19 protein-coding genes and 1 tRNA gene are annotated in these 24,709 nt (G+C 67.9%); 17 read left to right on the plus strand and 3 right to left on the minus strand.

What is annotated here, in order from left to right:
- The first annotated feature begins 20 nt into the window (after positions 1 to 20).
- The gene (gene purL / locus DIS04_RS07595) at positions 21 to 3,956 is read left to right on the plus strand and encodes a phosphoribosylformylglycinamidine synthase (protein ID WP_111413165.1); all 3,936 of its coding nucleotides are present in this window, start codon (positions 21 to 23) and stop codon (positions 3,954 to 3,956) included.
- 113 nt (positions 3,957 to 4,069) lie between these two features.
- Here purL and DIS04_RS07600 read toward each other — a convergent pair whose 3' ends face one another.
- Positions 4,070 to 4,567: a hypothetical protein gene (locus DIS04_RS07600; protein WP_162623038.1), complete on the minus strand. Its 498-nt coding sequence runs from the start codon at positions 4,565 to 4,567 to the stop codon at positions 4,070 to 4,072.
- A gap of 656 nt (positions 4,568 to 5,223) precedes the next feature.
- On the opposite strand from DIS04_RS07600, the gene radD reads away from it, so the two are divergent.
- From radD to nadA, 6 genes are all read left to right on the plus strand, one after another.
- On the plus strand, positions 5,224 to 7,008 hold the full coding sequence (gene radD / locus DIS04_RS07610; protein WP_111413167.1) for a DNA repair helicase RadD: 1,785 nt from the start codon (positions 5,224 to 5,226) through the stop codon (positions 7,006 to 7,008).
- Positions 7,009 to 7,102: 94 nt separating this feature from the next.
- Positions 7,103 to 8,074 (plus strand): segregation and condensation protein A, encoded by a 972-nt coding sequence (locus DIS04_RS07615; RefSeq protein ID WP_111413168.1) that lies wholly within the window; start codon positions 7,103 to 7,105, stop codon positions 8,072 to 8,074.
- A complete protein-coding gene (scpB, locus tag DIS04_RS07620; protein WP_111413169.1) occupies positions 8,071 to 8,934 on the plus strand; it encodes an SMC-Scp complex subunit ScpB in 864 nt (287 codons plus the stop codon). Before DIS04_RS07615 ends, scpB begins: the two co-directional genes overlap by 4 nt.
- Complete coding sequence (gene rluB / locus DIS04_RS07625; protein ID WP_111413170.1) at positions 8,931 to 9,788, plus strand: 23S rRNA pseudouridine(2605) synthase RluB; 858 nt, start codon at positions 8,931 to 8,933, stop codon at positions 9,786 to 9,788. Before scpB ends, rluB begins: the two co-directional genes overlap by 4 nt.
- A 77-nt stretch (positions 9,789 to 9,865) precedes the next feature.
- Positions 9,866 to 9,941 (plus strand) — tRNA-Lys (locus DIS04_RS07630).
- A gap of 264 nt (positions 9,942 to 10,205) precedes the next feature.
- On the plus strand, positions 10,206 to 11,234 hold the full coding sequence (gene nadA / locus DIS04_RS07635; protein WP_111413171.1) for a quinolinate synthase NadA: 1,029 nt from the start codon (positions 10,206 to 10,208) through the stop codon (positions 11,232 to 11,234).
- Positions 11,235 to 11,453: 219 nt separating this feature from the next.
- On the opposite strand, the gene DIS04_RS07640 is transcribed toward nadA, so the two are convergent.
- A complete protein-coding gene (locus tag DIS04_RS07640) occupies positions 11,454 to 12,908 on the minus strand; it encodes a M48 family metalloprotease (protein ID WP_111413172.1) in 1,455 nt (484 codons plus the stop codon).
- Between the two features lie 149 nt (positions 12,909 to 13,057).
- Here DIS04_RS07640 and DIS04_RS07645 point away from each other — a divergent pair, with 149 nt between their 5' ends.
- Together DIS04_RS07645 and DIS04_RS07650 are read left to right on the plus strand one after the other, a co-directional pair.
- Positions 13,058 to 13,306, plus strand: coding sequence for a sulfurtransferase TusA family protein (locus tag DIS04_RS07645; RefSeq protein ID WP_111413173.1), 249 nt, complete (start codon positions 13,058 to 13,060; stop codon positions 13,304 to 13,306).
- Positions 13,303 to 14,412 carry an AI-2E family transporter gene (locus tag DIS04_RS07650; RefSeq protein ID WP_111413174.1) on the plus strand — a complete coding sequence of 370 codons (1,110 nt, stop codon included), beginning with the start codon at positions 13,303 to 13,305 and terminating at the stop codon, positions 14,410 to 14,412. Before DIS04_RS07645 ends, DIS04_RS07650 begins: the two co-directional genes overlap by 4 nt.
- A gap of 48 nt (positions 14,413 to 14,460) precedes the next feature.
- Here the strand turns inward: DIS04_RS07650 and DIS04_RS07655 are convergent, their stop codons facing one another.
- Complete coding sequence (locus tag DIS04_RS07655; protein ID WP_111413175.1) at positions 14,461 to 14,937, minus strand: peroxiredoxin; 477 nt, start codon at positions 14,935 to 14,937, stop codon at positions 14,461 to 14,463.
- A 183-nt stretch (positions 14,938 to 15,120) separates the two neighbouring features.
- On the opposite strand from DIS04_RS07655, the gene dapA reads away from it, so the two are divergent.
- The 8 genes from dapA to DIS04_RS07695 all read left to right on the plus strand — a co-directional run bounded on the left by dapA (position 15,121) and on the right by DIS04_RS07695 (position 24,702).
- Complete coding sequence (gene dapA / locus DIS04_RS07660; RefSeq protein ID WP_111413176.1) at positions 15,121 to 16,005, plus strand: 4-hydroxy-tetrahydrodipicolinate synthase; 885 nt, start codon at positions 15,121 to 15,123, stop codon at positions 16,003 to 16,005.
- A gap of 52 nt (positions 16,006 to 16,057) precedes the next feature.
- Entirely contained in the window at positions 16,058 to 17,029 is a 972-nt protein-coding gene (locus DIS04_RS07665) for a lipoprotein, NlpB (RefSeq protein ID WP_245904518.1), read from the plus strand.
- The gene (locus DIS04_RS07670; RefSeq protein ID WP_111413178.1) at positions 17,029 to 17,835 is read left to right on the plus strand and encodes an MBL fold metallo-hydrolase; all 807 of its coding nucleotides are present in this window, start codon (positions 17,029 to 17,031) and stop codon (positions 17,833 to 17,835) included. Before DIS04_RS07665 ends, DIS04_RS07670 begins: the two co-directional genes overlap by 1 nt.
- 45 nt (positions 17,836 to 17,880) lie before the next feature.
- A complete protein-coding gene (purC, locus tag DIS04_RS07675; RefSeq protein ID WP_111413179.1) occupies positions 17,881 to 18,594 on the plus strand; it encodes a phosphoribosylaminoimidazolesuccinocarboxamide synthase in 714 nt (237 codons plus the stop codon).
- Positions 18,595 to 18,836: 242 nt separating this feature from the next.
- Complete coding sequence (locus DIS04_RS07680; protein ID WP_111413180.1) at positions 18,837 to 21,827, plus strand: xanthine dehydrogenase family protein molybdopterin-binding subunit; 2,991 nt, start codon at positions 18,837 to 18,839, stop codon at positions 21,825 to 21,827.
- Positions 21,824 to 22,669, plus strand: a complete 846-nt coding sequence (locus DIS04_RS07685; RefSeq protein ID WP_111413181.1) for an FAD binding domain-containing protein — start codon at positions 21,824 to 21,826, stop codon at positions 22,667 to 22,669. The genes DIS04_RS07680 and DIS04_RS07685 overlap by 4 nt, the downstream gene beginning before the upstream one ends.
- Positions 22,653 to 23,180: a (2Fe-2S)-binding protein gene (locus DIS04_RS07690; RefSeq protein WP_111413182.1), complete on the plus strand. Its 528-nt coding sequence runs from the start codon at positions 22,653 to 22,655 to the stop codon at positions 23,178 to 23,180. The genes DIS04_RS07685 and DIS04_RS07690 overlap by 17 nt, the downstream gene beginning before the upstream one ends.
- Positions 23,173 to 24,702 carry an AMP-binding protein gene (locus DIS04_RS07695; RefSeq protein WP_111413183.1) on the plus strand — a complete coding sequence of 510 codons (1,530 nt, stop codon included), beginning with the start codon at positions 23,173 to 23,175 and terminating at the stop codon, positions 24,700 to 24,702. Before DIS04_RS07690 ends, DIS04_RS07695 begins: the two co-directional genes overlap by 8 nt.
- Positions 24,703 to 24,709: the final 7 nt, after the last annotated feature.

Raw genomic sequence — 24,709 nt, forward strand, 5'->3', positions numbered from 1 at the left:
TGCTTCAGAGGCTTCAAGACATGCTCGAACTTCGAGGCGCGCCTGCCCTTTCCGCTTTCCGTCACGACAAGCTGCTGGCTGCCCTGCGCGCACGGGTTCCCGAGGTCGAGTCCCTGCACGCCGCCTACGTGCATTTCGTGGATCACGACGCGGAATTCTCAGACGAGGCGCAAGACCTCCTCGGCCAGCTGCTCGACTACGGCAGCAGGAGCGGGAGCGACGACGCCCGAGGAGGAGGGGAGGGCGAAGGGCAGCTGTTCCTGGTGGTGCCGCGCATCGGTACCCAGTCGCCGTGGTCGTCCAAGGCCACCGACATCGCCCGCAACTGCGGGCTGGGCCAGGTGCGCCGGATCGAGCGGGGCATCGCCTATCGCGTGACGCTCAAGGCGCCGATGTCCGAGGCCGCCTTCATGGCGATTCGCGAGACCCTCCACGACCGCATGACCGAAAGCGTGCTGACCGACGCCTCCGATGCCGCCCGGCTGTTCGCCCACCACGCCCCGGCCCCGCTGGGGCAGGTGGATGTGCTGGAAGGCGGCCGGGCGGCGCTGGAGGAAGCCAACCTCGCCCTGGGCCTGGCCCTGGCCGAGGACGAGATCGATTACCTGGTCGAGGCCTTCCGGGAGCTTGCGCGCAACCCCACCGACGTCGAACTGATGATGTTCGCCCAGGCCAACTCCGAGCACTGCCGGCACAAGATCTTCAACGCCGACTGGGTGATCGACGGCGAGCCGCAGACGCACTCGCTGTTCAAGATGATCAAGAACACCTACCAGGCGTCGCCCGGGAACATTCTCTCGGCCTACAGCGACAATGCCGCGGTGATCGAGGGGGCCTCGGCGGGGCGCTTCTTCGCCGCGCCGCTGACCGGCAGGGCCGCGGCGCGCGCCGTCTACGCCGCGCAGCGCGAGCCGATCCACATCCTGATGAAGGTGGAGACCCACAACCACCCCACGGCGATCGCGCCTTACCCCGGGGCGGCCACCGGCGCCGGAGGCGAGATTCGCGACGAGGGGGCCACCGGCATCGGCGGCAAGCCCAAGGCCGGCCTCACCGGCTTTGCCGTCTCCAATCTGCGCATCCCCGAGTTCGTGCAGCCCTGGGAGGCGTTCGACTACGGCAAGCCCGAGCGCATGCAGTCGGCGCTTGCGATCATGCTCGAGGGGCCCATCGGCGGGGCCTCGTTCAATAACGAGTTCGGCCGTCCCAACCTCGCCGGCTACTTCCGCACCTACGAGCAGGACTCCCTGGGGGCGGGTGGCATCGAGCGGCGCGGCTACCACAAGCCGATCATGATCGCCGGTGGCTACGGCAACATCCGCGCCGGCCATGTGCAGAAGGGCGAGATCCCCGTCGGCGGCAAGCTGATCGTGATGGGCGGGCCGGCCATGCTGATCGGCCTGGGCGGCGGGGCGGCCTCGTCGATGGCCTCTGGTGCCTCCAGCGCCGACCTCGACTTCGCCTCGGTGCAGCGCGAGAACCCCGAAATGGAGCGTCGCGCCCAGGAGGTCATCGACCGCTGCTGGGCGCTGGGCGAGGCCAATCCCATCCGCTTCTTCCACGACGTGGGCGCCGGCGGGCTCTCCAACGCCCTGCCCGAACTGGTCAAGGACGGCGGCCGTGGCGGTCGCTTCGAGCTGCGCGCGGTGCCCAATGCCGAACCCGGCATGAGCCCGCTGGAGATCTGGTGCAACGAGGCCCAGGAGCGCTACGTGCTGGCGGTGGCGCCGGAGGATCTCGATACCTTCGATGCGCTGTGCGCCCGGGAGCGCTGCCCCTACGCGGTGGTGGGCGAGGCCACCGAGGCGCATCATCTGGAGGTGCGCGACGGCCACTTCGACGCGAAGCCGGTCGACCTGCCGATGAGCGTGCTGTTCGGCAAGCCGCCCAGGATGCAGCGTGAATTCCAGCGCGAGTCGCTGGAGCTGCCCGGCGTGATGCTCGACAACCTCGACCTGCGCGAGGCGATGGAGAGGGTGCTGCGCCTGCCCACGGTGGCCTCCAAGAGCTTTCTGATCACCATCGGCGACCGCTCCATCACCGGCATGGTGGCCCGCGACCAGATGGTCGGCCCGTGGCAGGTGCCGGTGGCGGACGTCGCCGTCACCACGGCGAGCTTCGACACCCACGCCGGCGAGGCGATGGCCATGGGCGAGCGCCCGCCGGTGGCATTGATCGACCCGGCGGCGAGCGCCCGGCTGGCGGTGGCCGAGACCATCACCAACCTGGCGGCCGCGCCCATCGCCAAGCTTGGCGACATCAAGCTCTCGGCCAACTGGATGAGCGCCGCCGACCACGTCGGCGAGAACCAGGCGCTGTACGACGCCGTCCATGCGGTGGGCATGGAGCTCTGCCCCCGGCTCGGCATCGCCATCCCGGTGGGCAAGGACTCCATGTCCATGCGCACCGCCTGGCAGGAAGGGGACGACGAGAAGAGCGTTACCGCGCCGCTGTCGCTGGTGATCACCGGCTTCGCCCCGGTGACCGATGCGCTGAAGACACTCACGCCGCAGATCAATCTCGACCAGGACGAGTCCGACCTGATCCTGATCGACCTGGGCGGCGGCAAGAACCGCCTGGGCGGCTCGGCCTTGGCGCAGGTTTACGGCCAGCTCGGCAACGAGTGCCCCGACCTCGACGACCCCGAGGACCTCAGGGCCTTCTTCGCCGTGATCCAGGGCCTCAATGCCGACGGCAAGCTGCTCGCCTACCACGACCGCAGCGACGGCGGCCTGCTGGTCACGCTGCTGGAGATGGCATTCGCCGCGCGTGCCGGTCTCGAGATCAAGCTCGACTGGCTGATCGACGAACCGGCCCAGGCGGTCGATGTCCTGTTCGCCGAAGAGCTCGGCGCGGTGATCCAGGTCAATCGACAGCATACCGAGGAGGTGCTGGCCCAGTTCGCCGCGGCCGGCATCGAGACCTGCGGCGTGATCGCCCGGCCGCGCTACGACGACCAGGTGCGGGTGACCCTGTTCGAGGAGCCGCTGCTGGAGACCACCCGGATGCTGACCCAGCGCACCTGGGCCGAGACCAGCTACCGCATGCAGGCGCTGCGTGACAACCCCGACTGCGCCAAGAGCGAGTTCGACGGGCTGCTCGATGGCCGCGACCCAGGGCTCTCGGCCAGTCCCACCTTCGAGGTCGACGAGGACATCGCCGCGCCGTTCGTCCATGCGGCGCGGCCGGCGGTCGCCATCCTGCGGGAACAGGGGGTCAACGGCCATCTGGAAATGGCCTGGGCCTTCGACCACGCCGGCTTCGAGGCGGTGGACGTGCACATGAGCGACATCCTCGAGGGGCGCGTCGATCTCGGCGGCTTCAAGGGGCTGGTGGCCTGCGGCGGCTTCTCCTACGGCGATGTGCTCGGCGCCGGCGGCGGCTGGGCGAAGTCGGTGCTGTTCAATCCCCGTGCCCGGGAGCAGTTTGCGGCCTTCTTCGCGCGCGACGACAGCTTCGGCCTCGGCGTTTGCAACGGCTGCCAGATGTTCGCCCAGCTCAAGGAGTTGATTCCCGGCGCCGAGAACTGGCCGCGCTTCGTGCGCAACGAGTCCGAGCAGTTCGAGGCCCGCGTCGCCATGGTCCAGGTGGAACAGAGCCCCTCGATCCTGCTTTCCGGCATGGCGGGGTCGCGGCTGCCGATCGCCGTGGCCCACGGCGAGGGTCGCGCCGAGTTCCGCGACAGCGCCCACCTGCGCGGCATGCAGGGCAGCGCCCAGGTCGCCCTGCGCTACGTCGACAATTATGGCCAGGTGACCACCCACTACCCGGCCAACCCCAACGGCTCGCCCTCCGGCATCACCGGCCTGACCACCCCCGACGGACGCGTCACCATCATGATGCCCCACCCGGAGCGAGTGGTGCGCGCGGTGACCAATTCCTGGCGCCCCGCGGAGTGGCGCCAGGACGGTTCCTGGATGCGGCTGTTCCGCAACGCCCGCGTGTGGCTAGGCTGACGCGGCGCGGGGGAAATGAAAGAGGCGGCCCGTGCGGGCCGCCTCTTCGTTTCATGCTGTCTTGGCTCATCCCTGCCGCTGCGTGACGCTGCTGGTCGGCGAAGACGTCGCCCTCAGGCGCGCTGCTCCATCTGGGTCAGTCCGCTGCGTGAAGCGAGGAAGCCCTCGAGCACGGCGTATTCGGCCCGCTTCTGCTTGATGACCGCCGTCAAGGCGGGGTAGAGCGCCGGCACGGTGCTGGCATCGCGCAGGTGCTCGTGGAAATGCAGCGAGTAGCCCGCGTCGGTCACCGCCTGGGTCAGTACGTCGAAGGCCATCACCGGGGAGTTGACGAAGAAAGGTGGGCCCGGGTTGGCGTTCAGTTGTGCCTGGGGGGAAGAGGATTCCGAGAGGTTCAACTGGCGCGAGACGCGTTGCAGCTCCTCGACTCGCATTTCGCACTGGATACCGAGCGAGGCCATCAGCCGGCTCACGGCAGTGTCGTAGGGCAGGAAGCTGAAGGCGAGTCGTCGGTAGCGCGCCACCTCGGCGCGTTCGTGCGCCTCGGCGAGTGTCAACAGCTCATCCAGCACCAGGGCCAGCCTGGTGATCCTTGTTGGTTTTTCTGGCATGGCAGTGTCCTCTTTTTCGAAGGCCGAGCGTCAGCCGCTTCCCCGCATCGCCTGCGGCTTTTCATGATGCTCGGACAATGCCCCCGGTTTGCATGACCTTCATCAAGTTCTGCGATATTTAGGTCTGATGAACCAGTGATTCCATCCACCGGTATGACGAAAACCACACTGCTTCCCCGTTGCCCTGAGGTGGCCTCGTCCGACACGGCACTGAACCTTCACTATAGACGAAGCGCGGAAGAAACCATCGAAGCAAAAAGAAACGAATGTTTGACAACTGTAGTCTTCGCGCCAGACTGCGCTGGATAAGGTGACGAGGCGGCCGCGATGACGACGCAAGTTTTTCATGAGCGAGTGACACTTACGTTTCAGGACCAGGTGGCCGTGGTCGCCCGGGCGCGACCGCCGAGCACCACGGCCTCGACTGGGCGATGAACGACGCCCTGCACGCAGCCGAGCGACGCCCGTGCGAGCTGGCAGGGCTGCGCGCCGTAGTACTCGTGGGGGAGGGCGAGAGTTTCTGCGCCGGCCTCGACATGGCCGCGATCCTGTCCCGACCCGAGCGCCCCGGATGGCCGGGTGCGAGCCGCGCCTCACCTGACGCTGGGCGCCGGGACGGGTAACATGGCCGGCCGACGATCGCTGGCTGCCTGCCCATGAGAACCGCACCCGAAACCAAGCCGACCGCTGCGACGCTGCGCCCTTACCAGCAGCAGGCCGTGGCACGCGTGGTGGAACACTTCCGCGCCGGCGACGAGCCGGCGGTGGTGGTGCTGCCCACCGGCAGCGGCAAGTCGCTGGTGATCGCCGAGCTGGCACGCCTGGCACGCGGGCGGGTGCTGGTGCTGGCCCACGTGCGCGAGCTGGTGGAGCAGAACCACGCCAAGTACCTGGCCTACGGCCTCGAGGCCGACATCTTCAGCGCCGGGCTGGGGCGCAAGGAGAGCGCGCGCCAGGTGGTGTTCGGTTCGGTGCAGTCGGTAGTGCGCCACCTGGCGCGCTTCGACGACGGCAATTTCACCCTGCTGGTGATCGACGAATGCCACCGTGTCACGCCGGACAAGGACGCCAGCTACCGCCGCGTCATCGACGCGCTCAAGCGGGCCAATCCCCGGCTCAAGGTGCTGGGGCTGACCGCCACGCCATACCGCCTGGGCCAGGGCTTCATCTACCATCGACATCACCACGGCATGGTGCGCGGCGAAGAGGACTGCTTCTTTCGCGACTGCGTGTTCGAGCAGCCGCTGCGGCTGATGGTCAGGCAGGGCTACCTGGCCGAGCCAAGGCGCGTGGACGCCGCCGTCGAACGCTACGACTTCTCGCGGCTCGCCCCTGCCGCGGGCGGCCTGTTTCGCGAGGAGGAGCTCAACCGGGTGGTGGCGGGCAACCGTGCCACGCCGGGCATCGTCGCCGAGATCGTCGAGCGCGCCAGCGAGCGCCGGGGCGTGATGGTGTTCGCTGCCACGGTGGCCCACGCCGAGGAGATCCTCGGCTACCTGCCGCCGGCCGAGGCGGCGCTGATCACTGGTGCGACGCCATCGCGCGAGCGCGAGCGCCTCATCGCCGCCTTCAAGTCCCGCGAACTCAAGTACCTGGTCAACGTGGCGGTGCTCACCACCGGCTTCGACGCACCCCACGTCGACCTGATCGCGATCCTGCGCCCCACCGAGTCGGTCAGCCTCTACCAGCAGATCGTCGGCCGCGGCTTGCGCCCCGCGCCGGGCAAGCGCGATTGCCTGGTCCTCGACTACGCCGGCAACCCCTGGGATCTCTACGCGCCTGAGGTGGGTAGCCCGCGGCCGGCCTCGGACACCGAGCCGGTGCAGGTCGAGTGTCCCGCCTGCGGGCATGCCAACCTGTTCTGGGGTCGCAAGGAGGGGGAGCTCGTCATCGAGCACTTCGGCCGCCGCTGTCAGGGCTTGGTCGAAGACGAATCGGGCAGGCGTCGGCAGTGCGACTTTCGCTTCCGCTTCAAGGTGTGTGGCGACTGCGGCGCCGAGAACGATATCGCCGCGCGGCGCTGTCACGGCTGCCAGACCCTGCTGGTGGATGCCGACGACAAGCTCAAGGAGGCGCTGCGCCTTCGGGATGCCCGCGTGCTGCGGGTGGCCGGCATGCAGCTCGAGGCCACCGTCAACGGCCGCGGGCTGCCGCGGCTCAAGGTCACCTATCACGACGAGGACGGCACCACGTTGTCCGAGTGGTTTGCGCTGGAGACCCCGGCCCAGCGTGCCGCCTTCGCTGCGGTGTTCCTGCGCGTCCACCTGCGCGCGCCGGGCAGCCGCTGGCGGCCGAGCAGCGCGCAGGAGGTCGTCGACGAGCACCGGCGCCTGCGCCATCCCGACTTCGTGGTGGGGCGCAAGGTGGGGCGTCACTGGCAGGTGCGCGAGAAGCTGTTCGACTATGCCGGGCGCTACCGCAGGGCGGAAACCGCGGAGTAGAGGGGAGCGCCGCGTTGGCGGAAACGCTGTTTCTCACTGCGCCAACTTGCTAGACTGGCCCGTTGATCGAGCATTCCCGAGAGGCCAGCCCCGCGTGAGCGAGACGCCCCCCACGGCAGTTGCCGAGCCGCCGGTCGCGAGCGACGCCGAGAGCCAGTCAGCGGTGCTGGCGCGGCTGTTCGACGAGCCGATCACCGAGCTGCCCGAGGATCTCTACATCCCGCCGGAAGCGCTGCGCATCTTCCTCGAGGCCTTCGAGGGCCCGCTCGACCTGCTGCTCTACCTGATCCGCCGCCAGAACCTCGACATCCTGGCCATCGACGTGGCCGCCATCACCCGCCAGTACATCGAGTACGTCGAGCTGATGAAGGCGATGGAGATCGAGCTCGCCGGCGAGTACCTGCTGATGGCGGCGATGCTGGCCGAGATCAAGTCGCGCACCCTGCTGCCGCGCCCGCCCCGGGAGGGCGGTGAGGACGACGAGGACGACCCGCGCGCCGAGCTGATCCGCCGCCTGCAGGAGTACGAGCAGCTCAAGAGTGCCGCCGAGGCGCTGGCCGAGCTGCCGCGGGTGGGGCGCGACTGGTTCCCGGCGCGGGCGGCGCTGCCGCCGCTGCAGGCGCGGGTGATCCACCCCGACGTCGAGCTCGACGAGCTGCTCGGTGCGCTGGCCGGCATCCTGCGTCGCGCCGAACTCAACCAGGCGCACCAGGTGGGGCGCGAGGTACTCTCCACCCGCGAACGCATGCTGGCGATCATGGCGCGGCTCGACCATGAGCACTACACGCCGTTCGAGGCGCTGTTCACCCTCGAGGAGGGACGCGCCGGCGTCATCGTTACCTTCATGGCCATCCTCGAGCTGGCTAAGGAGGCGATGATCGAGATCGTGCAGAACGCGCCGCTGTCGCCGATCCACGTGCGCGCCCGGGCACCACGCGAGGAGGGGGAGGAGGCCTATGGCGACGACGACGGTGTCGATGTCGAAAGTCCCTTCGCCGAGGAACCCTTCGTCGAAGCGCCGCTGGCCGGGGAGCAGGGCCTGGCCCGGGGGGAGGACACCGAATGACCGCCATGGAGCTGCCCGACATCCTCGACGAGATCCTCGAGGCGGCGCTGCTGGCGGCGGCCGAGCCGCTGTCGCTGGAGCGGCTCGAGGCGCTGTTCGACGACCACGAGCGGCCCCGGCGTCGCAGCCTGCGCGAGGCCCTGGAACGTGTGGCGGCGCGTCACGATCGCGGCGCCATGGAGCTGATCGAGACCGCCTCGGGCTACCAGCTGCGCATTCGTCCGCGCCTGTCGCCCTGGGTCTCGCGGCTGTGGGACGAGCGACCGCAGCGCTACTCGCGGGCGCTGCTGGAGACCCTGGCGCTGATCGCCTATCGTCAGCCGGTGACCCGCGGCGATATCGAGGAGGTGCGCGGGGTGGCGGTGAGCAGCTCGATCATGCGCACCCTGGCCGAACGCGGCTGGATCCGCGTGGTCGGCCATCGCGACGTGCCGGGGCGCCCCGCGGTCTATGCCACCACCCGCCAGTTCCTGGATGATTTCGGCCTCAAGACCCTGGACGAGCTGCCGCCCATGCACGAGCTCAAGGGCATGGCGGAGCCGATCTTCGAGGACGAGGCCCCGCCGCCGCCCAGCACCCTGCTGACGCAGGACGACGCGGAGGACGACGACGGCGAGGCGGCGCCGGAATTCGATGAGGCGTCGGAGTGCGATGAGGCGCCGGAACAGGGGCATGCGCCGCATGCCGACACGACGGCCGGGACGGCCGACGTAGCACACGCCGGGAAGGCGTCCGACAGGCCAGGGCTGAGCTTCGCCGATCTCGAAGCGCGCCTGGCCGAACGTGCCCGCACCAGCGTCGACGATGACGGCGGTGCGGGGGCGGAATCCACCGACGACGAGAAGTCTGACGACACATGACGAGCAACACCGAAAAACTGCAGAAGGTCCTGGCCCGGGCCGGGCTGGGCTCGCGCCGCGAGATGGAAGCGGCCATCGAGGCCGGTCGCGTCAAGGTCAACGGCAAGGTTGCCACCCTGGGCGACCGCATCGAGATGCGCGACCGGGTCGCCTTCGACGACCGCCCCGTGACCCTGCGTGGCGCCGAGGAGACGCCGCGTCGGGTGATCATGTACAACAAGCCGGAAGGCGAGCTGTGCACGCGCAAGGACCCGGAGGGGCGGCGTACCGTGTTCGAGCGCCTGCCGCGCCTCAAGGGCGAGCGCTGGATCGCCATCGGCCGCCTCGACATCAACACCAGCGGACTGTTGCTGTTCACCACCGACGGCGAACTGGCCAACCGCCTGATGCACCCCTCCACCCAGATCGAGCGGGAGTATGCCGTGCGGGTGATGGGGGAGGTGCGCAAGGAGCACATCGTGGCCATGGTCGAGGGCGTGATGCTCGAGGACGGCCCGGCGCGCTTCACCGACGTGCAGGAGTTCGGTGGCGAGGGCATCAACACCTGGTTCCACGTGGTGATCATGGAGGGACGCAATCGCGAGGTGCGTCGCCTGTGGGAGTCCCAGGGGCTGACGGTGAGCCGGCTCAAGCGGGTGCGTTACGGCAACATCTTCCTCGACAAGCGTGCCAAGGCAGGGGAATGGGTGGAACTCTCCCAGGACGAGATCGACGACCTGGCGCAGTCCGCCGGCCTGGCGCCGCGCAAGGTTCCCGAGCTGACGCCGGACGAGAAGAACCGCTGGAGCCGGGACAAGCACAAGCGTCGCCCGGTTCAGGCGATGCGCAAGCCCAGGAATTCCAAGGGCAGATAGCGAAGGCAGGCAGGACGAAAGTCAAAAAGTCCTTGCCAGCCAAGGGTGCGATCAGTAATATCTGCACCCGTTCGGAAGGGTCGTTAGCTCAGTTGGTAGAGCAGTTGGCTTTTAACCAATTGGTCGTAGGTTCGAATCCTACACGACCCACCAGATTCGACGCCCCCGCCTCCTGAGAGGCGGGGGCGTTCTGCTATGGGGCCCGGCCCGCACACACCCTCGGGTCGCGTCCGGGCAGGCCGGGGCGGCGCTGCGGTATAGCCACGGACGCCGCGATGTGGTGTAAGATAACGGGATGGGCCGAGTTGGCGAGAGACGTCGTTTCGGCCCCAGGCGTATCGCCCGTACGGAGCGTGCGGTCGGCGATGCACCCGGTACACGCAGGGGGAGCCCCTGCCAGTCACGGTGGTAGACACGATGACGATCATGACTTCCCGCGTCGAGGTGCGCGAGCATCTCGCCCGCGCCTATTGCCCGACCCGTATTCCGGCCGAGGACGAGGCTCGCATCGACGAGATCAAGCGTCTGCTCGAGCGGCACAATGCGGTGCTTGTGGCCCATTACTATACTGACGACGCCATCCAGCAGCTGGCCGAGGAGACCGGTGGCTGTGTCGCCGACTCGCTGGAAATGGCCCGCTTCGGCGCGCGTCATGATGCCGATACCCTGGTGGTGGCCGGCGTGCGCTTCATGGGCGAGACGGCCAAGATCCTGTCGCCCGAGAAGCGCGTGCTGATGCCGACGCTGGAAGCGACCTGTTCGCTCGACGTCGGCTGCCCGGCAGACGAATTCAGCGCCTTCTGCGACCAGCATCCCGACCGTACCGTGGTGGTCTACGCCAACACCTCGGCGGCGGTGAAGGCGCGCGCCGACTGGGTGGTGACCTCTTCCATCGCGGTGGACGTCATCGAGCACCTGCAGGCACGCGGCGAGAAGATCCTGTGGGCCCCGGACAAGCACCTTGGCGGCTACATCCAGCAGCAGACCGGCGCCGACATGCTGCTGTGGGACGGCGCCTGCATCGTGCACGAGGAGTTCAAGGCCAAGGGGATCGAGGATCTCAAAGGGCTTTACCCCGACGCCGCCGTGCTGGTGCATCCGGAATCGCCGGCGTCGGTGGTGGCGTTGGCCGACGTGGCCGGCTCGACCTCGCAGCTGATCAAGGCGGCCAAGGAGCTGCCGAACGACAAGCTGATCGTTGCTACCGACCGTGGCATCTTCTTCAAGATGCAGCAGATGGTGCCCGAGAAGACCCTGTTCGAGGCACCCACCGCCGGCAACGGCGCCACCTGTCGCAGCTGCGCCCACTGTCCGTGGATGGCGATGAACGCGCTGGACAACCTGGCCGGCGCCCTGCGCGAGGGCAGCGGCGAGATCGTCGTCGACGCCGAGCTGCGCCTGAAGGCACTCAAGCCGCTGGAGCGCATGCTCAACTTTCAGAAGTAGTCATCGAAAAGGGATTCGAAGCAGGCATGCTCGCTTGCGCCGTGATGAAACCCTGACGCTCCACGAGCCGGGCGACGCGTCGGACTGGAACAAGGTCCCTCTTGCCAGTCGCAGACGCGCACGTCCTCAATCGACATCCCTGTCGATTGACGCTGCCCGGCTCGTTTGCGTCAGCGTCCCGGCTAAATCGCTCCCATGCCGCTTCTCTCCGTATCGAGGCTAGAACTTCTCCATCGTCTCGCGATAGCCGACGAAATCCTCCCGGCGCTGCTCGATGCGTGCCAGGGCGTTGGTCTCCCCGCTCTGTTCCGCCACTCGGCGGGCCACGTCGAGCTGGCGGATGGCGCGATCGATCTCCCCGGTGAGCTGCATCTGCTCGGCACGGGCCAGGTGGCCCCAGGCCTCGCGGCCGCTGCGCCCGGCGGCTTCGGCGAGCAGGGTGAAGATCTGCGGGTCCTCGGAGCGTCGGCTGGCGAGCTCGTTCAGGATTCGATAGGCCTCGCCGGGGTCGCGCTGCAGCAGGGCTTCGCCCAGGATGCGGGTGGCCGGCACGTGGCCCGGCATCAGCCGCAGCAGGCGCCGGCTGCGCTCGATGGCTTCATCGTAGCGGCCGGCCTCGAAGGCGACCTCGGCGGCGCTGACCGGCAGCAGGGCCAGGTCGGGCAGCTCTCGCGCCAGGCCGTCGAGCTGATTCAGGGCGGTGTCGGTCTGGCCCTGGTGGGCGGCGATCAGGGCATCGAGATAGCGCCTGGCCACTGCCGGGGTGTCATCCTGCGCCAGGCGCGTCGCGGCCTGCTGCGGGTCGCGTTGGTTCACCGCCAGCAGTGCCCGGGCGCGGACCAGATGATAGGTCGGGTCGCCCTCGCGCGGGCGCATGGGCTCGAGCTGCGTTGCGCGCGACTCGGCATCGCTGATGCGCGACTCGGTCAACGGGTGGGTGAGCAGGAACTCCGGGGGGTTGCCACCCTGCAGGCTCACCTGGCGCTGCATGGCGCGAAACATCCTGACCATGGCATCGGGGTCGAAACCGGCCTGGGCCATGGTCTGCAGGCCGAGGCGGTCGGCCTCCTGCTCGAAGCGCCGCGAGTAGGCCAGCTGATCCTGGACGAAGGCAGCCTGGGAGCCCATGGCGGCGGCGATGCCGGCATCGCCGCCGCCGCTGGCGGCGATCAGCATGCCGGCCAGCATCGCCGCCATGGCCGGCAGCTGGGTCTGCTCGGCGCGCGCCTGGCCACGGGAATAGTGGCGCTGGGAGAGGTGCCCCAGTTCATGGGCCAGCACCGAGGCGACGGCGTCCTCCTCGCTGGCGAAGGCGAACAGGCCGGCATTGACACCGATGACGCCGCCGGGCACGGCAAAGGCGTTGAGGGCACGATTCTCCACCAGCGTCACCACGGTGTCGGTATCCGAGAGTCCGCTGTGCGGCAACAGGCGCGATACCAGCGATTCGACATACTCCTGCGCGATCGGGTCCTGCCAGGTGGATACGCGGGCACGGAACTGGCGCAACCAGGCGCGGCCCAGGCGGAATTCCTCGCCGGTCATGGCCTGACTGTTGCCGGTCAGGCTAGGCAGGCCGTAGTCTTCCGTGGCGCCGGCCGGGGGCGGGGAGCCCAGGGCCAGGGTCAGGGCGATGGCACCGGTGGTCAGGCAGGTTCGGGTCTTGCGCAGCATGTGCCAGTCTCGTTCGAAGCGGCGGTCGGTTCTCTTTCCGACATTGATTCGGCCCGCAAAGTGCCTTTAAATCTCAGTGGTTTTGCGCTGTGCTGCAAGAAATTGCTTCTTCATGCACAGGCGCGTTCGTTATTTTCCCGGGAGACGACATGGCAGTGCAACCAGATGATGTGCTCGATGCCCGCGGCCTGCCGTGCCCGCTGCCACTGCTCAAGGCGAAGCAGGCGCTGGCTCGTTTGCAACCCGGCCACGTGCTCGAGATCCAGGCGACCGACGCCGGCTCCTGGCACGACTTCGAGACCTTTGCCGATCACAGCATCCACGAGCTGATCGCCAGGGAAGAGCGGGGCGAGGTCTACCACTACTGGCTGCGCAAGGGCGAGGAGCCGACTCCATGACCCTGCGCCAGGTCTTCAAGGGCTGGGTCGAGCACTACTTTTCCGATGAGGAGGCGGTGATCCTGCTGGTGCTGCTGGTGCTGGGTTTCGCCGCGGTGATCCTGTTCGGGCGCATGCTGGCGCCTTTCTTCACCGCCCTGGTGATCGCCTTCCTGCTGCAGGGCGGGGTCACGGCCCTGACCCGGCACGGCGTACCTCACCTGCTGGCCGTGACGCTGGTGTTCCTGGCCTTCATCGGCGTGCTGCTGGCGCTGGCCTTCATCCTGATGCCCTTGATATGGAACCAGCTGGTGGGCCTGGTCCAGGAGACGCCGCGCATCGTTGCCAGCGGCCAGCGCTGGCTGGACGACCTGCAGGCGCGCTATCCCAACTTCGTCACGCCGGACCAGGTTCAGGAGTGGATCGCCGTGGCCGGACGCGAACTGACCCAGGTCGGCCAGCGTGCGCTGACCCTCTCGCTGGCGTCGCTGGGCAACATGCTGGCGCTGATCATCTATCTGGTACTGGTACCGATCCTGGTCTTCTTCCTGCTCAAGGATCGCCAGCAACTGGTCGATTTCACCCTGTCCCTGCTGCCCCAGCAGCGCACGCTGATGACGCGGATCTGGCAGGAGATGGACGCCCAGATCGCCAACTACGTGCGCGGCAAGGTCATAGAGATCATCATCGTCGGCACCGTGTCGTTCTTCACCTTCGCCTTCTTCGGCCTGCCCTACTCGGCGCTGTTGGCGGTGCTGGTGGGGTTCTCGGTGCTGGTACCCTACATCGGTGCGGCGGTGGCGACCCTGCCGGTGGCCGCCGTGGCGGGCTTCCATTTCGGCATGAGCGACCAGTTCGTCTATGTCCTCGTCGCCTATGGCGTGATCCAGGCGCTGGACGGCAACGTGCTGGTGCCGATCCTGTTTTCCGAGGCGGTCAACCTGCATCCGGTCTCGATCATCCTGGCGGTGCTGTTCTTCGGCGGGGTGTGGGGCTTCTGGGGCATCTTCTTCGCGATTCCCCTGGCGACCCTGCTCAAGGCGCTGGTCTATGCCTGGCCGAGGGGCATCAGGCAGTACCACGACTCGCTTCAGCCCGCCGAGCTTGAGCACCAGGCCGAGGAGTGACGGACCGCCCGGCAGCCAGCCGGGCGATGCGCGAGCCTCGGTCGAGGCTCAGTCGGAGGCGTGCAGCGCCCGGGCGGCTTCGAGCACTTCCTGGGCGTGTCCCTTGACCTTGACCCCGCGCCACTCACGGGCAAGCTTGCCATTGGCGTCGATCAGGAAGGTGCTGCGCTCGATGCCGAGGTGCTCCTTGCCGTACAACTTCTTCAACTTGATGACGTCGAACAGCTTGCAGATCGCCTCGTCCTTGTCGGAGATCAGCTCGAAATTGAACGCCTGCTTGGCCTTGAAGTTCTCCTGGGCACGCAGGCCGTCGCGGGAGACGCCGAGGATCACCGTGTTGGCCGCGTCGAAATCCGCCTTGCGGTCACGGAAGTCGCCGCCCTCGGTGGTGCAGCCGGGGGTGCTGGCCTTGGGGTAGAAGTAGATCACCACCTGGCGGCCCTTGAGCTCGGAGAGCGTGACAGCGAGGTCGCCGGTGGCGGTGGCGCTGAAATTGGGCACGGCTTGACCGATGGCGAGTGTCATTGGGAAGCTCCTTGACGAGGTGGAAGGCGTATCATTACACGCAGCTCGGCGGGTGCTGTCAAAGTGCGCGTCGGCCGTGCTGTACAGGCCTGTGCCGCCTGAGTACCATTTACCCTTTGCTCGCGGTCCTGCGAAGCGACCTCCGAGCGCGGCATGAGCGGCTTTTGCGTAGAGGAAAAGAGGATGATCACTGGCAGTATCGTCGCCCTGGCGACGCCGATGAAGGCCAATGGCGATATCGACTGGGAGGCGTTGCGCCGTTTGGTGAACTTCCACCTGGAGAACGGTACCGACGGCATCGTCGCGGCCGGTACCACCGGTGAGCCCACCACCATGTCCTTCGCCGAGCACTTCGACGTGATTCGTGCCGTGGTGGAAGAGGTCAACGGCCGGATACCGGTCATCGCCGGCACGGGCGCCAACGCCACCTCCGAAGCCGTCGAGCTGGCGCGCTACGCCAGCGAAGTGGGGGCCGACTACTGCCTGTCGGTATGCCCCTACTACAACAAGCCGACTCAGGAGGGGCTCTACCGCCACTTCAAGGCGGTGGCCGAGGGTAGCCGCCTGCCGGTGATCCTTTACAACGTGCCCGGCCGCACCTGTTCCGACCTCTACAACGAAACCGTGCTGCGCCTGGCCGAGGTCGACAACATCGTCGGGCTCAAGGATGCCACCGGCAACCTGGAGCGCGCCGAGGACCTCATCGCCCGGCTCAAGGGCAGCGGCTTCATGCTCTACTCCGGTGACGACGGCACGGCCTGCGAGTTCATGCTGATGGGCGGCCACGGCGACATCTCGGTCACCGCCAACGTGGCGCCCAAGGCCATGCACGAGCTGTGCGTCGCCGCGGTCGCCGGTGACGCCGATCGCGCTCACCAGATCAACACCCGGCTGATGCCGCTGCATACCAACCTCGGCATCGAGTCCAATCCGATTCCGGTCAAGTGGGCGCTGCACCGCATGGGCATGATCGAGCAGGGCATTCGCCTGCCGCTCACCTGGCTCTCCGGCAAGTACCACGCGACGGTGGACGAGGCGCTGCAACTGGCCGGCGTAATCGACGATTGAGGCGGTGCGTAACGCTTCCACCGCCCCGATACTCTGACTGCAAGGTGAATGCATGAATTCTGCGCTGAAATGGATGCCGCTGGTGGCGGTTGCTGCCCTGGCCACCGCTGGCTGCGCCCGCGAAGGCTTCTACGACGATCGCAACATCGACTATGTGGAGGCCGAGCGCAGTGCGCCCCTGGTGCTGCCGCAGGGGCGCAACGAGCAGCGCTATCGTGATGCCATGCCGGTACCGGAAGCCAGCGGCTCGCTGAACCGGGGCGACGACGGCTTCGAAGCGCCGAGCCCGGAGCGCCTGGCCTCGGGAGGCGCGGTGGAGCGCGAGTTCGTCGAGCGTCGTGAGGTGGGCAGCGACCGCTGGCTGGTGGTCGGCGCCGACCCGGGTATGGTCTGGCCGCAGCTGCAGGACTTCGCCCGCGCGCGCGGCTTGCAGGTCCAGTCCAGCGACGACTCCCGCGGCGTGATGGAGACGGCCCAGGGGCGCCTGAGCGTGCGCCAGGGGCTGCGTGCCGGTGACAGCGAGATTCGCTGCGACCAGAACGGGCAGCCGGTGGCGGCCTGCCTCGATGCACTGGAGCAGCACTTCAGCGCGCGCAGCGAGAGCGCCAGCGCCGCATCGCTGGCGGGGCAGCAGATCTCCCGCGAGGATCGCCTGCGCCTGGAGCAGGTCGACAGCGGCGAATGGGTCGTGCGCATTCCGCTCGAGATCGACCGCGTCTGGGCCGAGCTGAATCATCAGCTCGAGGCCGACTTCAGCGTGGAGAACCGGCGCGAGCTGCTTGAGCAGAATCCCGAGCGGCACGATTTCCTGGTCAGCTACATGACCGTCTCCGAGCGAGGCCGGGGCATGCTGCAGATCATCCTGAGTCCCGACGTGCGCCAGATGCCCCAGGAGATTCGCCTGGTGCTCGAGTCCGACGGCCCCGAGAGCACCACGCTGCGTGCGGTCAACGAGAGCGAGCGGCGCTTCACCGAAGAGGACGCCCGCGAGCTGCTCGAGCGGGTATCGGGCCTGCTGCGCTGATGCTGCAGGGGCAGGCCAGCGTGCCGCTGCCGGAGACGGGCAAGCTTCGCTTCGCCTCGCTCGGCAGCGGCAGCAAGGGTAACGCCACCCTGGTCAGCGACGGCGAGACCACGGTCCTGGTCGACTGCGGCTTCGGCCTGCGCGAGACCGAACGACGCCTGGCGCGTCTCGGCCTGCATCCGCGCCAGCTCGACGCCGTGCTGGTGACCCATGAACATGGCGATCACCTGCGCGGCGTGGGCCCCCTGGCACGGCGCCACGCGGTGCCGGTCTATATCACGCCGGGTACCTGGCTCTCCGGTCGCCTGGGCGAGGTGCCTTGCCGCCATTGGATCACGCCGCAGTCGCGCTTTGCGGTGAAAAGCCTTGTGATCGACCCGTTCACGGTACCCCACGACGCTCGCGAGCCGGTCCAGTTCCGCTTCGAGTCGCACGGCCGACATCTCGGCGTATTGACCGACCTGGGGCACCCGACCGACCATGTCGTCGAGGCGTTCCGTGGTTGCGACGCGCTGATCCTCGAGTGCAACCACGACCGCCACCTGCTCGAGGTCGGGCCCTACCCGCCGCGGCTCAAGCGTCGCGTCGGCGGCAACTGGGGGCACCTGGCCAACAGTCAGGCGGCAGCGCTGCTCCAGCGCCTGGGCCTCGACCGGCTGCAGCGCATCGTCTGTTCGCACCTCTCCGAACATAACAACCGTCCCGAGCTCGCCCTCGAGGCGCTGGCGCCGCTGCTCGACGGCGATGCCTCACGCCTGACCATCGCCGCCCAGGACAGCGGGCTCAAGTGGCAGGCGATCACCTGAATTGCCATTCTTCTGGTCATGCCTTCACCCTCTCTGGAGACCCCCATGGAAAAGCGCCAAGAACTCTATGCCGGCAAGGCCAAGTCGGTGTACGCCACCGACGACCCCGATCTGCTCGTGCTGCACTTCCGTGACGACACCAGCGCTTTCGACGGCGAGCGCATGGAGTCGCTGGCGCGCAAGGGCAGGGTCAACAACCGCTTCAACGCCTTCATCATGGAGCAGCTGGCCGCGGCGGGCATTCCCACCCACTTCGAGAAACGCCTCTCGGAGACCGAAAGCCTGGTCAAGAAGCTCGACATGATTCCGGTGGAGTGCGTGGTGCGCAACCTCGCCGCGGGTGGCCTGGTCAAGCGCCTCGGCGTGGAGGAGGGGCGTGAACTCACCCCGCCGACCTTCGAACTGTTCCTCAAGAACGACGCCCTGCACGACCCGATGATCAATGAGTCGCTGGCCGAGACCTTCGGCTGGGCCACGCCCGAGCAGCTTGCCGAGATGAAGGCGCTGACCTTCCGCGTCAACGAGGTGCTCAAGCAGCTGTTCGCCGATGGCGGCCTTCTGCTGGTGGACTACAAGCTGGAATTCGGCCTGTTCAAGGGCCGCATCGTGCTGGGGGACGAATTCTCCCCGGACGGCTGTCGGCTGTGGGACGCCAAGACCCGCGACAAGATGGACAAGGATCGCTTCCGCCAGGGCCTGGGCGGCGTGATCGAGGCCTACGAGGAGGTGGGCCGACGCATCGGTATCGTTTTCGACTGAGCGTTATGACGAGCTTCATTTTCTTCCAGAAGGCGGCCCTTGGGCCGCCTTCCTGCGTTCGAAAGGCGTGAATCTGCTCTGGCGACGGTTCCTTATCCTTTGGTCGCAATTAAGACTCTCGGGTAAATCAGCCGATGCCAGGGTCAAACTCCATCCCGCCGGGCAATGCCGGTCGGCGAGCAACTCCATAGACTCCTCTCCAGATGGCAACCGATTCCGACACGGCCATCGCGGAGGAGTGAATGAACGCTTTCGAGCCAGCCATGCGGGAGGGGCAGTCGGGCCAGATCGGCCGCCGGCAGCCGCGCGTCGAGGATGACGCCTTGCTGCGAGGGCATGGCCGCTATGCCGACGACCTGGCGGTGGCGCCGGGCACCCTGCATGCCGCCGTGCTGCGTTCACCCCATGCCCATGCCCGGCTGGTCGACCTGGACGCCTCGCCGGCGCTGGCCATGCCCGGCGTGCACGCCGTCCTCACCGGCGAGGATATCCAGCGCTGGGCGCGGCCCTTTCCGGTCGGCGTGCGCCAGCCCATGGAGCACTGGTGCCTGGCCGTCGACAAGGTGCGCTATGTCGGTGAGCCGGTTGCCGTGGTGATGGCCGAGAGCCGCTACCTCGCCGAGGACGCTCTCGATGCCATTCGCGTCGACTACCAGACGCTGCCCGTCGCGGTGGATACCGAGGCGGCCATCGCAGCCGACGCCCCGGTACTCCACGAGGGCGTCGGCAGCAACGTGGTCAGCGAACGCCACTTCCGCTACGGCGACCCCGAGCAGGCCTTCGCCGAGGCCGAGCATCGGGTCGCGCTCAAGGTGCGCGTGCCGCGCAGTTCTTGTACGCCGATGGAGTGCTACGTGGTCATTGCCGACTACGACGCCTCCAGCGACAGCTACGACGTGCTCTCCAACTTCCAGGGGCCCTATGCGCTGCACTCGGTAATGACTCGCGCCTTGAAGGTCCCCGGCAACCGCTTGCGCCTGCGTACCCCGCCGGACTCCGGTGGCAGCTTCGGCATCAAGCAGGGGGTGTTTCCCTATGTGGTGATGATGGGCCTGGCCGCGCGCAAGGCCGGTGCTCCGGTCAAGTGGGTGGAGGACCGCCTCGAGCACCTGCAGGGAGCTTCCTCGGCCACCAATCGGGTGACCGAGATCGAGGCCGCGGTGACCCGCGACGGGCGTGTCATGGCCCTGCGCTGGGATCAGGTCGATGACTGCGGCGCCTACCTGCGGGCACCGGAACCGGCCACCTTCTACCGCATGCACGGCAACCTGACCGGTGCCTATGCGATCCGCCATCTTGTCGTGCGCAACCGCGTCGCACTGACCAACAAGACGCCCACCGGGCTCAACCGTGGTTTCGGCGGTCCCCAGGTGTACTTCGCCCTCGAGCGCTTGATGCAGCGGATCGCCATCGAGCTCGACCTCGAGCCTCTCGACGTCATACGTCGCAACCTGGTGCCGGCCGGAAGCTTTCCCTACCGGGCCGCCGCCGGTGCGCTGCTCGACTCCGGCGACTACCCCGCTGCCGTGGAGCAGGGCATTCGCGAAGGGGGACTGGACGAACTGCTGGCGCGTCGTGAGACAGCCCGCCGCGAGGGGCGGCTGTATGGCATCGGCTACACCGTGGCGGTGGAACCCTCGATCTCCAACATGGGCTACATCACCACCGCCATGACGCCCGAGGAGCGGCGCAAGGCCGGTCCCAAGAACGGGGCGGTGAGCACGGCGACGATCAGCGTCGGTCCGCTGGGCGACGTCAGCGCCCATGTCTCGTCGACGCCGCAAGGGCAGGGGCACCGCACCGTGGTCGCCCAAGTGATCGCCGAGGTGCTCGGGGTGCCGCTGGAGTCGATCAGCGTCAATGTCGAGCTCGATACCGGCAAGGATGCCTGGTCGATCGCCTCGGGCAACTATTCCAGCCGCTTCTCCGGTGCCGTGGCCGGGGCGGTCTACCTGGCGGCGGAGAAGGTGCGCGATCGCCTGGCCGGCATCGCCGCCGCCCAGTGGCAGGTGGAAGCCGCCCGCATCCGCTTCGCCGAGGGGCAGGTGAGGGTGGTCGACAGCGAGTTGACGATGCCCTTTGGCCGCCTGGCCGGTGCCACGCACTGGGCGCCGGGCACACTGCCCGACGGCGAGCCGGGCGGGCTGCGCGAGACGGCCTTCTGGTCGCCGCCCCAGCTCGAGGCGCCGGACGATGACGATCGTATCAACAGCTCGCTCTGCTACGGCTTCATCTTCGACTACTGCGGCGTGGAGGTCGACCGCGTCACCGGCAAGGTGAGGCTCGACCGCTATGTCACCCTGCACGACGCCGGCCGCCTGCTCAACCCCGACCTGGTCGACGGCCAGGTGCGCGGGGCCTTCGCCCAGGGACTCGGCGCGGCGCTGATGGAGGCGTTTGCCTACGCCGACGATGGCAGCTTCCAGTCCGGCACCTTCGCCGACTACCTGGTCCCGACCAGCGTCGAGGTCCCCGAGCCGCTGATCCTGCACAGGGAGACGCCGTCGCCGTTCACCCCGCTGGGTGCCAAGGGGGTCGGCGAGGGCAACAACATGAGCACCCCGGTGTGCATCGCCAATGCCGTGGCCGACGCGCTGGGCATCGCGGACATCGAGCTGCCGCTGACGCCGTCCAAGGTGCGCACGCTGATCGGCATCGAGGAGCCTCCGCGGCCCCAGGGCGTGGGCGAGGATCAGGCGGCACCCGCAGCCGGTGGCGGCTCTCGGCTCACCGCCAGCGACTCGGTGACGCTGCCGGGCAGCCCCCAGGCGGTCTTCGACACCCTGCTCGATCCCGAGACCCTGCAAGCGATCATCCCTGGCTGCCATGCCCTGGAACTCACCGGCGACAACGCCTACCGCGCCGACGTCACCGTCGGTGTGGGGATGATCCGCGCGCGCTTCGATGCGCGGGTGGCGCTCTCCGACCTCGACCCTCCGCACGGCCTGCGTCTCTCCGGGGCCGGCACCAGCGCCATGGGCTCGGCGGAGGGCAGCGCGCAAATTCGGCTGACCGAGATCGAGGGCGGCCAGACACGACTCGACTACGACTACGACGCCGCCGTGGGCGGCAAGGTCGCCTCGGTGGGCGGGCGCATGCTGCAGAGCGCCTCGCGGATGATCATCGGCCAGATCTTCGCGCGCCTGGCCCAGCGCATGGGCGGCGCCGCACCACGTCTGTCGCTGTGGCAACGCTTCAAGGTCCTGCTCGCCGGCCGGGGAGGTCGCTCATGAAACCTGCTGCTTTCGACTATCTGCGCCCGTCGAGCCGTCGCGAGGCCTGCGAGCTGCTGCATGAGGCGGGAGACGACGCTCGGCTGATCGCCGGGGGGCAGTCGCTGATGGCGGTGCTCAACATGCGCCTGGCCCAGCCCAAGCGGTTGATCGATATCGCGGGCATCGAGGACCTGCACCATATCGAGCGTCGTGACGATCATCTGGCGGTGGGTGCCGGGGTGACCCAGGCCGAGCTGCTCGAGTACCCCGGCCTCGCCGAGGCGGTCCCGTTGCTGGCACAGGCGATGCCCTGGATCGGCCATTGGCAGACGCGTAACCGCGGCACGGTAGGCGGCTCGATCGCGCACGCCGATCCCAGCGCCGAGCTGCCGCTGTGCCTGGCCACCCTGGGAGGACAGGTGGTGCTCGAGAACCGCCGCGGCAAGTCGCGCCGGGTCATGGCGGGGGACTTCTTCCTGGGGGTCTTGACCACCGATCGCCGTCAGGACGAGCTGATCACCGAGGTGCGCTTTCCCCTGGCGAGACCGGGCGCGGAGTACCGCTTCCGCGAAGTGGCCATGCGCCATGGCGACTTCGCCATTGTCGCGCTGGCGGCGGTGATCGACAGCGACCGCGTCACCCTCGGCGTGGGTGGCGTCGCCGACCGCCCAGTGAGTCGCGAGCTCGCCCGCCAGGATGACCCGAGCGAGGCCCTCAACGCCCTCGCCTGGTCCCTGGGCGCCGAGGACGACGCCCATGCCACGGCGGCCTATCGCCGCCAGTTGATCCGTGAGCTCGGCCGGGAGTTGATCGCCGGCGGGCCAAGTAACGAGGAGATCGCCCATGCACGCCAGGGCTGAACAGCGCATTCGCGTGACCCTGACCCTCAATGGCCGCGAGCGCAGCGGCTATGCCGAGCCCCGTACCCAGCTGTGCGACTTCCTGCGCCACGAGCTGGGGGCCACCGGCACGCACGTGGGATGCGAGCACGGCGTGTGCGGGGCCTGCACGGTGCGCGTCGACGGTCGCGCCAGCCGCAGCTGCCTGATGCTCGCGGTACAGGCCGAGGGTCGACGGCTCGACACCGTCGAGTCGCTGGCAGGAGCGGAGGGTCTTTCCGATCTGCAACAGGCGTTCCGGCGTCATCACGCCCTGCAGTGCGGCTTCTGCACCGCAGGCATTCTGATGTCCTGCGAGGAGTTCCTGGACCGTGTGGCCGACCCCAGCGAAGCCCAGGTGCGCGACATGCTGTCGGGTCATCTGTGCCGTTGTACCGGCTATACCGGCATGGTCCAGGCGGTACTCGACGTGGCCCGGACGCGCCGCGGGGCGGCCGCGCCCGACAGTCAATTGGAGAACAACGATGTTTGATCTTGGTCGCAGTTTTCTTGCCTCGGTGGAGCGTCGCCCGCGGGCGATCGCCATTTCCGATGGCGAGTTTCGCAAGACCTATGCCGAGTGGCTCGGCGATATCCAGAGCGTGGCCAGGAGCCTCGAGGCGATGGGCCTGGCCAAGGGGGACCGTCTGCTGGTGGTGATGCAGAACCGCTGGCAGATGGCGACCCTGCACTGGGCCTGCCAATTCGCCGGGATCGTGGTCACTCCCCTCAACTGGCGATCCACGGCCCGGGATCTGAGTTACTGCATCGAGGATGCCGAGGTCAAGGCGCTCGCCTATGACGCTTCGGCGGCCGAAGCGGTGAACGGCTGTCCCGAGGCGCAGCGGCTGCCACGCATCACTGCCGGCGGGGTCGAGGACATCGGTGCCCATGACTTCGACGCCCTGCTCGGTGTGGACGGTGAACTGGTGCTACGTGCCGGCGCCGAGGATGTCTCGCTGATGCTCTACACCTCGGGCACCAGCGGCAAGCCCAAGGGCGTGCCACGCCTGCATCGCGCCGAGCGCACCGCCGCGCTGGCCCATGTGGCCCAGAACCTCTATCGCCACGACGAGTGCACCCTCGGCGTGATGCCGCTCTATCACACCATGGGCGTGCGCTCGCTGCTGTCGATGGCGCTGATCGACGGCCACTTCGTCTGCGTGCCGAAGTTCGATCCTGCGGCGACGCTCGACGCCATCGAGCGTGAGGGCGTGACCAACCTCTACCTGGTGCCGACCCTCTACCACATGCTCATCGAGCACCCCGCGTTCTCACCGTCACGGGTGGCCAGCGTCGACAAGCTGGGCTTCGCCGGCGCGCCGATGAGTGCGGGGCTGATGGCCCGGGTTCAGGAGGCCTTCCAGCCCAGCCTGTTCGTCAACCACTACGGCAGTTCCGAGATCTATACCTTCACCATCGACCAGCGGGCCAGTGACAAGCCGGGCTCGTCGGGCCGGCCTGCGCTCAACCAGCGCATCCGGGTGGTCAGGGTGGGCGCCGAGTCGCCGGACGAGATCCTGGGCGTGGGGGAAGAGGGCGAGATCATCGCCGACATGGCCGGCGACGAGGCATTCCAGGGCTACTGGCACCGCCCCGATGCCGACCGCAAGGCGCTCAAGGAGGGCTGGTACTTCACCAGCGATACCGGCTACTTCGACGCCGAAGGAGATCTGTTCGTCACCGGCCGGGTCGACGACCTGATCATCACCGGTGGCGAGAACGTCAGCCCGGTGGAGATCGAGAATGTGCTCTCGGTGCATCCCCAGGTGGAAGAGGTCGTGGTGGTGGGGCTGGCCGACGAGCAGTGGGGGGAAGTGGTCACCGCCTTCGTCAAGGCCCGACAGGCCATCGATGAAAGCGAACTCGACCGGCACTGCGTCGATTCCGGCCTGGCCCGCTTCAAGCGCCCGCGGCGCTACGTCTTCGTCGACGAGATTCCCAAGTCACCCGTGGGCAAGATCCTGCGCCGCGTGCTGCGCGAACAGGATACCCCCAGCTCACAACCCCACTGACCAGCAA

Source organism: Billgrantia lactosivorans (assembly GCF_003254665.1).
Classification (GTDB): Bacteria; Pseudomonadota; Gammaproteobacteria; order Pseudomonadales; family Halomonadaceae; genus Halomonas; species Halomonas lactosivorans.

What these genes read in the sequence shown, in the direction of transcription:
- DIS04_RS07680 (WP_111413180.1), top strand. Translation starts at nt 18,837, where the DNA reads ATGAACGCTTTCGAGCCAGCCATGCGGGAGGGGCAGTCGGGCCAGATC.
- DIS04_RS07655 (WP_111413175.1), bottom strand. Translation starts at nt 14,937, where the DNA reads ATGACACTCGCCATCGGTCAAGCCGTGCCCAATTTCAGCGCCACCGCC.
- DIS04_RS07690 (WP_111413182.1), top strand. Translation starts at nt 22,653, where the DNA reads ATGCACGCCAGGGCTGAACAGCGCATTCGCGTGACCCTGACCCTCAAT.
- scpB (WP_111413169.1), top strand. Translation starts at nt 8,071, where the DNA reads ATGACCGCCATGGAGCTGCCCGACATCCTCGACGAGATCCTCGAGGCG.
- rluB (WP_111413170.1), top strand. Translation starts at nt 8,931, where the DNA reads ATGACGAGCAACACCGAAAAACTGCAGAAGGTCCTGGCCCGGGCCGGG.
- radD (WP_111413167.1), top strand. Translation starts at nt 5,224, where the DNA reads ATGAGAACCGCACCCGAAACCAAGCCGACCGCTGCGACGCTGCGCCCT.
- DIS04_RS07665 (WP_245904518.1), top strand. Translation starts at nt 16,058, where the DNA reads ATGAATTCTGCGCTGAAATGGATGCCGCTGGTGGCGGTTGCTGCCCTG.
- purL (WP_111413165.1), top strand. Translation starts at nt 21, where the DNA reads ATGCTCGAACTTCGAGGCGCGCCTGCCCTTTCCGCTTTCCGTCACGAC.
- nadA (WP_111413171.1), top strand. Translation starts at nt 10,206, where the DNA reads ATGACGATCATGACTTCCCGCGTCGAGGTGCGCGAGCATCTCGCCCGC.
- DIS04_RS07650 (WP_111413174.1), top strand. Translation starts at nt 13,303, where the DNA reads ATGACCCTGCGCCAGGTCTTCAAGGGCTGGGTCGAGCACTACTTTTCC.
- DIS04_RS07600 (WP_162623038.1), bottom strand. Translation starts at nt 4,567, where the DNA reads ATGCCAGAAAAACCAACAAGGATCACCAGGCTGGCCCTGGTGCTGGAT.
- DIS04_RS07645 (WP_111413173.1), top strand. Translation starts at nt 13,058, where the DNA reads ATGGCAGTGCAACCAGATGATGTGCTCGATGCCCGCGGCCTGCCGTGC.
- DIS04_RS07685 (WP_111413181.1), top strand. Translation starts at nt 21,824, where the DNA reads ATGAAACCTGCTGCTTTCGACTATCTGCGCCCGTCGAGCCGTCGCGAG.
- dapA (WP_111413176.1), top strand. Translation starts at nt 15,121, where the DNA reads ATGATCACTGGCAGTATCGTCGCCCTGGCGACGCCGATGAAGGCCAAT.
- purC (WP_111413179.1), top strand. Translation starts at nt 17,881, where the DNA reads ATGGAAAAGCGCCAAGAACTCTATGCCGGCAAGGCCAAGTCGGTGTAC.
- DIS04_RS07640 (WP_111413172.1), bottom strand. Translation starts at nt 12,908, where the DNA reads ATGCTGCGCAAGACCCGAACCTGCCTGACCACCGGTGCCATCGCCCTG.
- DIS04_RS07670 (WP_111413178.1), top strand. Translation starts at nt 17,029, where the DNA reads ATGCTGCAGGGGCAGGCCAGCGTGCCGCTGCCGGAGACGGGCAAGCTT.
- DIS04_RS07695 (WP_111413183.1), top strand. Translation starts at nt 23,173, where the DNA reads ATGTTTGATCTTGGTCGCAGTTTTCTTGCCTCGGTGGAGCGTCGCCCG.